At 51.2% G+C, this 13,758-nt stretch carries 8 protein-coding genes; all 8 read left to right on the forward strand.

Features of this window, described 5'->3' with window-relative positions:
* The first annotated feature begins 42 nt into the window (after nucleotides 1–42).
* Nucleotides 43–1,032, forward strand: a complete 990-nt coding sequence (locus PJU76_RS09400) for an ABC transporter substrate-binding protein (protein ID WP_065412746.1) — start codon at nucleotides 43–45, stop codon at nucleotides 1,030–1,032.
* Nucleotides 1,033–1,125: 93 nt separating this feature from the next.
* Nucleotides 1,126–1,908: an ABC transporter permease gene (locus PJU76_RS09405; protein WP_198659868.1), complete on the forward strand. Its 783-nt coding sequence runs from the start codon at nucleotides 1,126–1,128 to the stop codon at nucleotides 1,906–1,908.
* Nucleotides 1,905–2,753, forward strand: coding sequence for an ABC transporter ATP-binding protein (locus tag PJU76_RS09410; RefSeq protein ID WP_198659867.1), 849 nt, complete (start codon nucleotides 1,905–1,907; stop codon nucleotides 2,751–2,753). Before PJU76_RS09405 ends, PJU76_RS09410 begins: the two co-directional genes overlap by 4 nt.
* 92 nt (nucleotides 2,754–2,845) lie before the next feature.
* Nucleotides 2,846–3,559 (forward strand): urea amidolyase associated protein UAAP1, encoded by a 714-nt coding sequence (locus PJU76_RS09415; RefSeq protein ID WP_271779320.1) that lies wholly within the window; start codon nucleotides 2,846–2,848, stop codon nucleotides 3,557–3,559.
* Nucleotides 3,560–3,573: 14 nt separating this feature from the next.
* A complete protein-coding gene (locus PJU76_RS09420; protein ID WP_271779321.1) occupies nucleotides 3,574–4,209 on the forward strand; it encodes an urea amidolyase associated protein UAAP2 in 636 nt (211 codons plus the stop codon).
* A gap of 69 nt (nucleotides 4,210–4,278) precedes the next feature.
* Nucleotides 4,279–7,878 carry an urea carboxylase gene (gene uca / locus PJU76_RS09425; protein WP_271779322.1) on the forward strand — a complete coding sequence of 1,200 codons (3,600 nt, stop codon included), beginning with the start codon at nucleotides 4,279–4,281 and terminating at the stop codon, nucleotides 7,876–7,878.
* A gap of 472 nt (nucleotides 7,879–8,350) precedes the next feature.
* Nucleotides 8,351–10,162 (forward strand): allophanate hydrolase, encoded by a 1,812-nt coding sequence (gene atzF, locus PJU76_RS09430; RefSeq protein ID WP_271779323.1) that lies wholly within the window; start codon nucleotides 8,351–8,353, stop codon nucleotides 10,160–10,162.
* Entirely contained in the window at nucleotides 10,155–13,757 is a 3,603-nt protein-coding gene (gene uca, locus PJU76_RS09435) for an urea carboxylase (RefSeq protein ID WP_271779324.1), read from the forward strand. Before atzF ends, uca (PJU76_RS09435) begins: the two co-directional genes overlap by 8 nt.
* Nucleotide 13,758: the final 1 nt, after the last annotated feature.

Raw genomic sequence — 13,758 nt, forward strand, 5'->3', positions numbered from 1 at the left:
CAGCTATAGCTGCTATCTCCCATTTTTTTTGGAGAAACGATCATGAAAAAGTTGAAAACATTATTGTTGACAGGAACTCTTATGTTGGCCCCTTTTATACTGACAGCAAATGCCGAAGCTGCACCTATAACACTAGGTTTAAGCAACTGGCCAGGTTGGGTGGCATGGTATGTAGCAGAACATAACGGATATTTAAAAAAATACCATGCAAATTTTAAGCTGGTATGGTTTACCAGTTACATGACCTCCGTGGAAGCGCTGTCAGCTGGTAAAATAGATGCAAATTGCCAAGCCTTAATTGATACCTTGGCTCCGGTAGACAAAGGCGTTCCCATAAAGGTTGTTTTGGTGACCGATAATTCACATGGAAATGATGCGTTGATGGTAAGCAACTCCATTACTACGTTCAAGCAATTAGAAGGCAAGACGATTGCAGTTAGAATGGATTCAATTGAACAGTATCTTGATGAATATGCACTAACAAAAAATAATATCCCCACAACCTCTATACACTTTGTAAACATGTCTACTGGCAATGCCGCTGCTGCATTAATGGCAGGACGGGTAGAGGCTGCGGGAGTGTGGAATCCATGGATACAACGAATTGAAAATAAAAAACTCGGACACGCACTATTTTCAAGCGCCAGTGCGCCCGGTGTTATACCGGACGTAGTGGCTGCGCGTGAAAGTGTCCTAAAAGCATATCCCCAGCAATTCGTAAACCTATCAAAGGCATGGTTTGCTACAGTAAAATTCATCAAGGAACACCCAAAACAGGCAGCAGCTATTATGGCACCACATGTCGAATTATCTCCAGCTGTATATTTGACTGCGTTATCCGGGACGCGATTGTTTGGTCCAAAACTGAATATGGAAGCAATGGATCCTGCAGAGAAAAATAAGAGCACCTCTCTCTACAACAGCACGAAGGATACGTCTGTATTTTTAAAAAAAGTTGGCGCGATTTCTGCCGAGCCTAACCCAAGTAATTTTCTTGATCCTGAATTTATTAAAAAGGCTGAAGGAAAGTAACAGAATAGTTACCCATCGGCCAGATGAAGTTGTGAGCGTTTAGTTCTGAATTCCACGCTCACAGCTCCACTTCCATAAAAGTGAGATCAGTCTATGATGGCATTAACTAATATAAGAGATACGATCCCGCGTTGGGTTTATGTGATACTCTCAGTAGCAGGATTCGTGATTCCGCTAGCTTTCTGGCAAATATTATCTGGCACTCATATTTTCAGTGCACTTTTTTTGCCTTCACCAGAGCGCGTATTTAAATCTTTTGAGCGATGGGCAGTCAGCAATCTCTGGGAAGATACCTATGTAAGTGTTTATCAGGTTGTTTCAGGTTTTCTTCTGGCAGCGGTAGTCGGCGTTCCAATTGGAATATATATCGGTACGTTTAAAATTGTTGAAGCGTTACTACAGCCTATAAATGATTTTGTTCGTTATATGCCTGCATCAGCCTTTATTCCATTGGTCTTACTTTGGATTGGAATTGGTGAATCCGCAAAAGTATCAATTATTTTCATTGGTGTATTTTTTCAGATCATTGTTATGGTAGCGGATGCTGTAAGGAATGTTCCTCAAAAATATCTTGAGGCTGCCTATACTATGGGTGCCAAGAAAGGAGAAATTTTGAGCTATGTCATATTTAGGGGTGCGGCGCCTGATATATTTAATATTTTGCGGGTAAACATGGGTTGGGCATGGACTTACTTGGTGATTGCAGAAATGGTGGCAGCAGATAGGGGGCTGGGCTTTGCCATTATGCAGGCACAGCGTTTCATGGACACGCCAAAAATATTTGTTGGAATAATAATAATAGGGTTTCTAGGTCTGTTATTTGATTTATCATTCAGAATAATGCATCGCATATTTTTTGCGTGGAGCTACAAATGATAAGTACTGGTAGAGTAGAAATCAAAGGAATATGTAAGTCCTTCAGGATTAGAAAAGACAAAAAAATATCTACCTGGCCAGCCCTGGATAATATTAATTTAAATATCAATCCCGGGGAAAAGGTGATGATTGTTGGTGCATCTGGCTGTGGCAAATCCACCCTGTTACGCCTAATTTCTGGACTAGACCAGCCAACTGCAGGTTCAATAACAGTTGACCGAGATTTGGTAAAGGGACCAGGGGCTGATAGAGGTGTCGTTTTCCAGCAGTCGACTTTATTTCCATGGATGACTGTGTGGGACAATATAATTTTTTCTAGAAGATTGCGTATTAGCCTGAATGCGCGAGATGAACAAGTTTCCCGCGCAGTATACAGAAGCAACGCGTTAGTCACGTTAATGGGATTGGATCAATCAGTAGAATTGTATCCAAACCAACTGAGTGGCGGCATGCAGCAACGCGCCAATATAGCAAGAGCTCTGGTTTCCAGCCCGAAAGTTCTGCTGATGGATGAGCCGTTTGGCGCGCTAGATGCGCAAACACGAGAAACCATGCACAAGGTAGTTAACCACCTTTTTAAGGTAGAAAAAACAACAGTAATATTTGTAACGCATGATGTTGAAGAGGCCATTGTTCTGGGTGATCGTATAATTGTTTTGAGTGCGAATCCCGGACGTGTCGATACCACGTTTACGACTGAATCAGTAAATCGCGACGAAGCTGGAATGGTCAAGAAAAATGACGTCTCATTTTTTGAATTTAAAGAGCAAATACTATCACGAATCAGAGCTACTACTACGATGAGAGCAACTGATGATCTGTTGCAAAAGGTAGCTAAGGATTAGTTATTATTGAAGGCAATTAAAATAAAATATTTTAATATTTATTGCTTTATTGGTAAGTTATTTTAGGCGTTTACATGGTCAAGGAGAAAATTATGTCCGTAAAAGTTTTATGGGAGGATTCTATCCCTGGTGGATCACATGGTTCATTCATTATGAAACGTGATACAATCCTCAAGGTTACCGACATTGTTGGCAATGGAAATCTTGTCGCTCTTTTCTATAATATGGATAATAAATTAGAGCGGTATAATATGGCCGACACACTGAAAGCTCAGCATACATTTTTTCTGTCTAAGGGAAACGTTTGCTACTCCGACATGGGGAGGATTCTTTGCTCTATAGTAGACAGCTCCTGCACTTGGCATGATACCATATCTGGCATGAGTAACACCGACACAATCGCCACCAAGTATGGTGCGCTCAACTATCAAAAAGCACATAATAATATGTACAGAAATGCTCAGGATAGTGTGCTTATTGAATTATCAAAATGGGGGCTCGACAGGCGAGATTTGGTCGCAAATGTCAATTTTTTTAGCAAGGTCACTGCAAATGAGCAGGGTGTTCTCTCATTTGTGTCGGATAACAGTAAGTCAGGAGACTTTGTTGAGCTTAGATTTGAAATGAACGTGCTGGTAGTTCTCGCATCTTCACAGCATGTCCTTGATCCATCACCTCGCTATTCACCTAATCCATTTGCACTTACTTCGCTTAAATGTTCGTCGGCTGGACCTTATGATTTATGCCGTAATTTATGCCCTGAGAATGGAAGAGGTTTTTATAATACTGAATTGATTTTTAGATAGGGGTGGTTAATAATATGAGTAAAAATACTGTTGAAATAGAGAGTTGTAATGTGTTGTTCGACTTTGTTCTCGATGCGGGGGAATCATGGATACATGATGTCCGTGCCGGACAAACCTTACGTATTGTAGATTTGGAAGGTAACCAATCAGCAGATACCCTCATCTACAACGCCAACGATCAGCAGGATCGCTACAGTGCAACGGACACTATTATTGCCCAGCGCAACATATATCTAACCACCGGCAGTCGCTTACTTTCCATTGAAGGTAATTTACTCATGACTATTGTTGATGACACTTGTGGTCGTCATGATACCATTGGTGGCGCCTGTTCTGCAGAAAGTAACACGGTAAGATATTCTTTGGATAAAAAATTCATGCATAGCTGTCGTGATAGTTTTTTGCATGCTGTAGTTAATTGTAACTGCCATTTAGGGAAACGCGATCTCACAAGTAATATAAACTTCTTCATGAATGTGCCCGTGTCTGAAAATGGCGACCTGAATTTTGCTGACGGACTCTCAGGTCCTGGTAAATATGTCGATTTGCGAGCTGATATGGACGTAAAAGTGTTAATTTCTAATTGCCCACAGCTCAATAATCCTTGCAATGCTTACAATCCTACACCGTTACGGTTGATGATTTGGTGATTCACGGGGCGTGGCTGAGACGCCTCAGTCACCTTTTCTGCTTGCAGGACGGCCTGCCGAGATAACTATATGTTCAATAAAGTCCTTATTGCGAATCGTGGAGCTATCGCGGTCCGAATTATTCGAACCCTCAGGAAGATGGGTATCCACTCTGTTGCGGTTTATTCGGATGCAGATCGCCTCAGTCCGCATGTGCTCATGGCTGACGAGTCAGCACATATAGGACCATCCCCCGCAAGCCAGAGCTATCTTCGAGAAGATGCAATTTTACGTGCAGGCATTGCTCATCATGTTGACGCCATCCATCCTGGATATGGCTTTTTATCAGAAAATCCTGATTTTGCTGCGGCAGTCGAAAATGCCGGTATGGTGTTTATCGGACCATCGCCTGAGCACATGCGTTCTTTTGGTTTAAAGCACACGGCAAGAGAGATCGCACACAAAACGGGCGTGCCTCTTCTGCCAGGTTCTGGGTTATTGTCCGATGTCGACCATGCCATGGTCGAGGCCAAGCGCATTGGCTTCCCTGTCATGCTTAAGAGTACCGCTGGTGGCGGTGGCATCGGCATGCAACTTATTTGGGACGCAGACACTCTGCAAGACGCCTTTGCCCGTGTAGCTCGTCTTGCACGCGCCAACTTCAAAGAGGCTGGCATTTATTTGGAAAAATATGTCCAGGCTGCACGCCACATCGAAGTGCAAATCTTCGGTGACGGAGATGGACAGGTAGTCCATCTGGGAGAGCGAGATTGCTCGGTTCAGCGACGTAATCAGAAGGTAATCGAGGAAACCCCAGCGCCTAATTTGCCGACATCTGTGCGGCTCGCGCTTTGTGATACGGCGGTACGCTTGATGCAGTCGGTTTGCTATCGTAACGCAGGAACGGTCGAGTTTGTTCTTGACGCGGACTCGGGCGACTTCTACTTCCTAGAGGTTAATACCCGCTTACAGGTCGAACATGGGGTGAGTGAAGAGGTCAGCGGCGTCGACTTGGTAGAGTGGATGGTGCGGCAGGCCGCAGGCGAATCCCCTATTTCAAACCATGTTCATTCTCCACGTGGCCACAGCATTCAGGTACGGCTTTACGCCGAGGATCCAGGAAAAGACTTTCAACCAGCCGCAGGCATGTTGAGTGAAGTAATCTTTCCCCAGAATGCTCGGGTAGATACCTGGGTTGAGGCGGGCAGTGAAGTCACCGCTTATTATGATCCCATGCTGGCCAAGATCATCGTTCTTGGTAAGGATCGAGATGATGCTCTTTCTCTTATGGGCTCAGCCTTAGAGAGCACCAAAATTTATGGATTTGAGACCAACCTCGCTTATCTGCGACAGATTGTTGCCGATGGGGTTTTTGAGGCAGGGCGTCAGACCACGCAATATCTCACGCGGCTAGGCTACCATGCACCTACTGTCTATGTGATTGAACCAGGCGTACAGACTAGCCTGCAGGACTGGCCAGGGCGGTTGGGGTATTGGGATGTCGGTGTGCCTCCCTCGGGGCCTATGGATTCTCTCGCCCATCGGGTGGCCAATCGTCTGCTCAACAACGCCCCTGACGCAGCAACTTTGGAAATCACGCTGAGTGGTCCTACCCTTAAATTTAATGATAACTGCATTATTGCCGTCACCGGTGCTGAGCTACCACTGACCATTGACGGACAGTCATTGGATTTGTGGCGCAGTCATTCGGTGTGTGCTGGCAGTGTTCTCGAGTTTGGCAAACTAAGTGATATCGGTTGTCGGTCATACCTGGCGATATCTGGTGGTTTTGACGCGCCGTTGTACTTGGGTAGTCGGGCCACGTTTAGTCTCGGACAATTTGGCGGTCATGTCGGTCGTGTGTTGCGTACTGGTGATGTGCTGCACATTGGTTCCAATCCCCGGGCGTGCCCTGACGTGTATGTAGATAAGGCAGTACGTCCGACTTACAACAAGCACTGGGAGATCGCTGTACACTATGGGCCACATGGTGCGCCTGATTTTTTTACAGCAGATGATGTAGATATGTTATTTGCCACAGACTGGGAGGTGCACTACAACTCTAATCGGACCGGCGTCCGACTCATCGGTCCACGGCCCCAATGGGCTCGCAGCGATGGGGGGGAGGCTGGATTACATCCATCCAATATTCATGACAATGCCTATGCTATAGGCGCGATGGATTTCACCGGTGATATGCCGATTCTCCTTGGTCCAGATGGTCCGAGCTTGGGCGGTTTCGTCTGCCCAGCAGTGATTGTTGCCGCAGATCTTTGGAAGATGGGCCAATTGCGGCCTGGTGATACAGTACGTTTCCTATCCATAAGCTTAGAAGAAGCTGCCCGCTTGGAGTTATCCCAAGACACGGCGATTGAGAGCCTTTCGACCCCTCTGGACCCGCCAACTACCGCATCACCAGTCCTGGAAGCACCTATCGTTGTCCCACCGAACGCTCAGGAAAATGAAATAAGCGTGGTATATCGTGTAGCGGGTGACAAGTATCTACTCGTTGAATATGGGCCGCCGATCTTGGATCTGGAGCTGCGTTTCCGTGTTCACGCGTTGATAGAAAACCTGCGATTGCGTTGCCCGGCCGGCATTATTGATCTGACACCGGGCATCAGATCCCTACAAATTCATTATGATAACCGTGTATTACCTCTGGCCGGGCTCCTTGAACTGCTACGCAGTGCAGAAGAGGAATTGCCTGCGGTTGATCTCATGGAAGTACCCACACGTATCGTATATTTGCCACTCTCCTGGGACGATCCTGCCACCCAACTGGCCATCGACAAATATATGGCTGGAGTACGTAAAGACGCTCCCTGGTGTCCATCCAACATCGAGTTTATCCGCCGTATCAATGGGCTGGACAGCATTGAAGAAGTGCGCAAAATCGTGTTTGACGCTAGCTACTTGGTACTAGGCCTAGGCGACGTGTATCTCGGAGCACCAGTTGCTACTCCCCTGGACCCTCGGCATCGACTGGTTACTACAAAATACAATCCAGCACGTACCTGGACACCGGAAAATGCTGTGGGTATCGGGGGGGCCTATATGTGTGTTTATGGTATGGAGGGACCTGGCGGTTATCAATTCGTCGGTCGCACACTGCAAATGTGGAACCGCTGGCGGCAGACTGCGCAATTTACGGACGGTAAGCCATGGCTCCTGCGTTTTTTTGATCAGATCCGCTTTTTTCCCGTTAGTACGGCAGAACTGGAAACCATCCGTACCGACTTCCTGCATGGGCGCTACGTTCTGGATATCCGCGAAGACACTTTTCGCATTGCGGATTATCGTCATTTTCTGGCCAAAGAGACTGATGATATTGCCCTTTTCCGCGACCAACAACGTCAGGCTTTTGCCGAAGAACGTGAGCGCTGGATCCAGTCTGGCCAAGCCAATTGGATCAATGACGTAACGGTAGCTGAGGACACCAGTGACATTGATTTGAATCTTGCCGCAGGTGCGCGATCGTTGGCTAGCCCTCTTGCGGGTAGCATATGGAAGATACTGGTTAAAGCAGGGGATCACGTTCAGGCCAACGACACGTTAATAATTTTAGAATCGATGAAAATGGAGATGACCATTGAGGCACCTTTCTCAGGGGTGGTTGATCGTCTGCTCTGTCGCGAGGGCGAAGCAGTGAGTACAGGACAGAACATGCTGATACTAACGGAAACTTGAGTGAATTTGGTTAAACTCACACGAGGCTGAAAATTCGACGCCATTCCAAATCCAACAAGACCACCACGAGAAAAGTTCTTTTTAGATTTCCACGTTGTGACAGACGTTGGATCTGTATAATCACGAATGGCACCAATCAATCTGGTTCCGCCGAGCAGAATCCGCTGGAGGTCTAGCAGCATTCAGCAGATTCCGGGTCTGAGATAAATTCGTCAATAAGTGTAACCGTGCATACATCGTAGTGGTGCATACCTCACCAAAATAGTGCATTAGCCACTCCGAAGGTGGATTGCAGAATTGCAGTCTCCTCACCAGAAGCCACCCCAGCGAGTAGCTATTTGTGAATTATTGGCTTTTATTATCAGTATATTGAGTGACCAATAGGCACGATGGCTGCACTGTTGAAATGCGATTATCTGCTCTGGCATGCGCCTTGCTTGCATTCCTTCTTGTATACCAGAAGGAACACTAGATGCCTAACCATACCAAAACCTGCCTGACTCTAACGGACTGGCGTGAAACCTTCGATAGGGACTTTAATGAGGGTGCCACACAGCTCCGGCGGCATGTTGCTGGACTAAATCCTTCGGATCCAGTTTGGATCAGCCTGATCAGTAGCGAAATGCTGGATATGGAAATCACCCGCGTTCGTGCCTTGCCGATTGATGCGCCGTTGCGTGGCGTGCCGTTCGCCGTCAAGGACAACATTGATGTGGGCGGCTGGCCTACCACCGCCGCTTGCCGTGAGTTTGCGTACGAGGCGGACGCAGATGCGGGTGTGGTCGAACAGCTACGGGCTGCCGGAGCTATCATGATTGGCAAGACCAATCTGGACCAGTTCGCGACAGGGCTGGTAGGCACCCGATCGCATTGGGGCGCGGTGCCAAACGCCTTTGACGAGAGGTACGTATCGGGCGGTTCGAGTTCAGGCTCGGCTGTTGCTGTCGCCAGAGGTTGGGTGCCTTTTGCCCTTGGCACGGATACGGCCGGGTCAGGTCGGGTTCCGGCGGGTTTCAATAATATCATTGGGGTGAAACCCACACGTGGACGCATTAGTACGAGAGGCATCGTGCCGGCGTGTGCATCCCTGGATTGCGTAGGCATCCTGGCCCTGACCGTTGATGATGCCCATCATGTTTTAAATCTTGTCACCGGGCACGATCTGCGCGATATCTGGTCACGGCCAACGCCTTCTATCCCAGTTTTGAGCCCGACCGTTCTTGGTATCCCGGACGGCACCGAATGGTATGGCGATCAACTTCAGGCCGAGGCATGGTCCCAGGCCATCGCACAGGCCCAAGCGGCTGGCCTGAAGCTCGTTCCAGTAGATTTCAGCCCTCTTTATGAGCTGGCCTCCCTGCTGTACTCCGGTCCATGGGTGGCGGAACGCACTGCTGCAGTTGGAGATTTTCTTGCGCAGCACACAGGAGTAGCAAATCCTGTCGTGGAAGGAATCATTCGTGACGGTGAGCGATTCTCGGCGGTCGATACTTTTCGGGCACAGTATCAACGCCAAGCCCTGTTGCCACAGATTGAAGCCATTTTCTCACAGGTGGACGCACTGTTGGTGCCTACAGCGCCGACTTTACCAACCATTGCCGAAGTTGAGGCCGATCCGGTTGGAAAGAATGCGCAGTTGGGGCGTTATACCAATTTCGTCAATCTCGCCGATCTCTGCGCACTCGCTCTACCTGCCGGTCTGCGCGCCGATGGCTTGCCCTTTGGTGTCACCGTCATCGCGCCCGCCTTTCGGGACGCGGCGTTGCTGGCCTTTGCTACCCATTGGCAGTTAATCATGCCCTGGAAGCTGGGGATATGCGACCACATGGCGCCGGCGCCCCATATTCATGATCCTCAGCTCACAGGCATTATGGTGGCAGTGGTCGGCGCCCACCTGCGCGGTCAACCCCTCAATCACCAGCTCACCAGCCGTGGGGCCAGCTATCTGGAGACCACCCGTACCGCATCGCACTATCGGCTCTTGGCACTCGCCGATACCGTGCCGCCAAAACCGGGATTGATCCGCACCGACATAGACGTTTGCGACGAGGGTATCGAGGTCGAACTGTGGTCTATGAGCGAGATGGCGCTGGGTGGATTGATGCGCGAGGTTCATGCCCCGCTGGGCATCGGCACGGTGATTCTCCGTGATGGTCGTGCGGTGAAAGGCTTTATCTGCGAGGGGCTGGCTGAAAAGGGCGCCCGCGACATCACCCGTCTAGGCGGCTGGCGTGCCTATCTGGCTAGCCTTGCCAGCGATCCAAAGGAAAAGGACCATGGCTGATACCTTTCGCAAGGTCTTGATCGCCAATAGGGGCGAAATCGCAGTGCGCATTCAGCGCAGTTTGCGCCGATTGGGTATCGCGAGCGTCGCCATCTATTCAGAACCTGATCGTCACGCGCGGCATGTGTTGGATGCTGACGAGTCGGTAGGACTGGGTGGCCACAGCGCTGCGGAAAGCTATCTCCAGGCAGAACGGATTCTCGAGATCGCCGTACAGACCGGCGTCGATGCGGTTATCCCCGGCTACGGGTTTCTGAGCGAAAACGCGGACTTCGCGGAAAACTGCGAACAGGCCGGTATCGCCTTCGTCGGCCCGACTCCTGAACAGATTCGTCAGTTTGGCCTCAAGCATACGGCCCGCGCGCTTGCCATCGAAGCTGGCGTTCCGCTCGCACCGGGAACCGGGCTATTGATCGATGTGGATCAGGCTTGCGCCGAAGCTGCGCGTATTGGGTATCCGGTCATGCTCAAGAGCACGGCTGGTGGTGGGGGTATCGGCCTGACCCGCTGCAATGACGAAGCGGAACTGCGTCAGGCCTTCGCTTCGGTGCAACGACTGGGGCAAAGCTTCTTTGCCAACTCCGGGGTATTTCTGGAGCGTTTCGTCGCCCGCGCGCGGCATGTGGAGGTGCAAATCTTCGGTGACGGCCAGGGCCGAGTGCTGGCCTTGGGCGAGCGCGACTGCTCCCTGCAAAGGCGCAACCAGAAGGTGATCGAGGAAACTCCGGCACCGAATATGCCTCCGGCAACGCGGGAAGCGTTGTTCACTGCGGCCGAACGTCTGGGGAGGACGGTATCCTACCGTAATGCCGGAACGGTTGAATTCATGTACGAAGCGGAGCGTGACGCTTTCTATTTCCTGGAGGTAAACACCCGACTACAGGTCGAGCATCCGATCACCGAGATGGTCACTGGTATCGATCTGGTAGAATGGATGTTGCGCACAGCGGCAGGCAACCCGCCAGAACTCTCCCGGCGTCCGGAATCGCGGGGAGTAGCCATTGAGGCCCGTATCTATGCGGAGGACCCCCTCAAGGACTTCCAGCCATCGCCCGGTTTGCTCACAGAGGTCCATTTCCCCGAAGATGTGCGAGTCGATAGCTATGTCGAAGGGGGCACTGAGGTCTCCAGCTTCTACGATCCGATGATCGCCAAGCTCATCGTGCATGGCGAGGACCGTGCGCAGGCATTGGAAAAATTGCAACGCGCCCTGGATCAGACCCGCATCGGCGGAATCGTCAGTAACCTCGGCTACTTGCGCCAGATCTCCCGCGCATCATTGTTTGTCGATGCCCGGTTATCCACAACTGCACTGAGCGACTTCCAGTATCACCCCCGGGTGGCCGAGGTGTTGGAGGGTGGCACCTACAGCACCATCCAGGACAATCCTGGCAGGGTCGGCTATTGGCATATCGGTGTGCCACCTTCCGGACCCATGGATGACTACGCCTTTGATCTTGCCAATCGTCTGGTCGGCAACCCAAAGGGCGCGGCAGGACTCGAATGTACCCTTGTCGGCGTGAGGATCCGTTTTCACGTTGAGACCCACATCGCTCTGACCGGCGCTCCACTCAAGGCCACCCTGGATGGTCAGCCCGTAGAGGGCTGGCGCACCATCTTGGTGCGCGCCGGACAGGTGCTCGACATGGGGCGGGTGGAGGCGGGTTGCCGTGCTTATCTGGCCGTTGCCGGTGGTTTTGATGTGCCGGTTTATCTCGGTAGCCGCAGCACCTTTGCCCTTGGCCAGTTTGGCGGACACTGCGGGCGGCCGATCCGCACCGGCGACATGCTGGCACTGGGAACGGCTGTATCTGCAGTCGCAATGCTTGAAGTGCCTGTACCGATGATTCCCCAATACGCGCAGCACTGGACCATCGGTGTGCTCTATGGTCCCCATGGCGCGCCCGATTTCTTTTCTCCCGAATTCATCAACCGGTTTTTCTCCACCGACTGGGAGGTACATTACAACTCCAATCGTCTCGGTATCCGTCTGATGGGTCCCCGTCCGGTATGGGCCAGGTCGGATGGCGGCGAAGCGGGGTTGCACCCATCCAATATCCACGATACCGAGTATGCCATCGGCGCCATCAACTTCACCGGCGATATGCCAGTGATTCTGGGTAAGGACGGCCCCAGTCTCGGTGGTTTTGTCTGTCCCGCCACCATTGCCAAAGCTGAACTGTGGAAAATGGGACAAGTCAAGCCAGGCGACTGGGTGCGCTTTGTGCCCCTGGATTTCGCCACCGCCCGTCAGTTGGAAGTGCTTCGGGACGGCGCCATCCGAACCTTGACGCCGCTGCCTGGTCTTTGCCTGAATCAGCCTCCGGCCTGTCTACAGGGGGAACCGGTACTGGATTTGCGTCCTGCCCAGTCGGGATTGCCCGGGGTCGCCTATCGTCAGGCTGGGGACAGTTATGTCTTGCTCGAATATGGGGACAACGTTCTGGATCTGCGCGCGCGTTTTCGTGTGCATGCATTGATGGAGGCTCTGAAAGCGCGCGCCGAACCGGGCATTGAGGAGCTCTCGCCCGGCGTGCGTTCGTTGCAGGTGCGTTATGACAGCCGGACCATTGATCAAGCACGCCTGCTCGCCGTGTTACGAGAGATCGAGGACGGGCTTCCACCAATCCAGCGTATGCAAGTGCCGGGACGCATCGTTCATCTTCCCCTCACCTTCGAGGATAGCGCGACCCTGGACGCGGTCAGTCGCTACCGCCAGTCGGTGCGCGATACCGCACCCTGGCTGCCGCGCAATGCCGAGTTCATTCGCCGTATCAATGGGCTGGAGTCAGTTCAGGAAGTGATCGACACCATCTACAACGCTTCCTATCTGGTGCTAGGTCTGGGAGACGTCTATCTAGGAGCGCCCTGCGCGGTACCGGTCGATCCGCGTCATCGTTTGCGCACCTCCAAGTACAACCCCGCGCGCACTTTTACCGCCGAGGGCACTGTCGGTATCGGCGGGGTGTATATGTGTATCTACGGTATGGACTCTCCCGGCGGATACCAACTCGTCGGTCGTACCCTACCCATCTGGAACACTTACCTGCGCAACCCGCAATTCATGAATGGCAAGCCCTGGTTGATGCGCTTCTTTGATCAGGTTCGCTTCTATCCGGTCAGCGAGGAAACCCTGACACAACTTCGGGATGCGTTTCGCTATGGTCGCCATGAGATCCGCATGGAGGAGACGGTCTTCGACCTGGGTGAGTATGAACGATTCCTGGAAGAAAACGCAGAGGCCATCGCCGCCTTCCAGTCACGCCAGGACGATGCCTTCGCACAGGAAATCACTCTGTGGTCGGAGGAAGAACGTAGCCCCGAGGCAGCGGTGCTGGCGTCTATGGAACAAGACATGGGCCTCCAAGAACATGAAATCACGGTTTGTGCTGATATGACCAGTAGTGTCTGGAAATTTCTGGTAGAGCCAGGGCAATCGATTCAGTCTGGCGAACCGCTGGTAATTCTGGAAGCCATGAAGATGGAATTCACTATCAGTGCGCCTTGTGCCGGAAAGATTACCCGTCTGCAGTACAAGACGGGAGATCTGGTGAGCCATGGTATGCCACTACTGGTTATCGATACTGAGGAGTAAT

This window comes from Acidithiobacillus ferriphilus (assembly GCF_028215975.1).
GTDB classification, from domain to species: Bacteria; Pseudomonadota; Gammaproteobacteria; order Acidithiobacillales; family Acidithiobacillaceae; genus Acidithiobacillus; species Acidithiobacillus ferriphilus.

Bases quoted from the DNA above. Each gene is read 5' to 3' on its own strand.
- PJU76_RS09415 (WP_271779320.1), top strand. From the start codon at position 2,846: ATGTCCGTAAAAGTTTTATGGGAGGATTCTATCCCTGGTGGATCACAT.
- uca (WP_271779322.1), top strand. From the start codon at position 4,279: ATGTTCAATAAAGTCCTTATTGCGAATCGTGGAGCTATCGCGGTCCGA.
- PJU76_RS09420 (WP_271779321.1), top strand. From the start codon at position 3,574: ATGAGTAAAAATACTGTTGAAATAGAGAGTTGTAATGTGTTGTTCGAC.
- uca (WP_271779324.1), top strand. From the start codon at position 10,155: ATGGCTGATACCTTTCGCAAGGTCTTGATCGCCAATAGGGGCGAAATC.
- PJU76_RS09405 (WP_198659868.1), top strand. From the start codon at position 1,126: ATGATGGCATTAACTAATATAAGAGATACGATCCCGCGTTGGGTTTAT.
- PJU76_RS09410 (WP_198659867.1), top strand. From the start codon at position 1,905: ATGATAAGTACTGGTAGAGTAGAAATCAAAGGAATATGTAAGTCCTTC.
- atzF (WP_271779323.1), top strand. From the start codon at position 8,351: ATGCCTAACCATACCAAAACCTGCCTGACTCTAACGGACTGGCGTGAA.
- PJU76_RS09400 (WP_065412746.1), top strand. From the start codon at position 43: ATGAAAAAGTTGAAAACATTATTGTTGACAGGAACTCTTATGTTGGCC.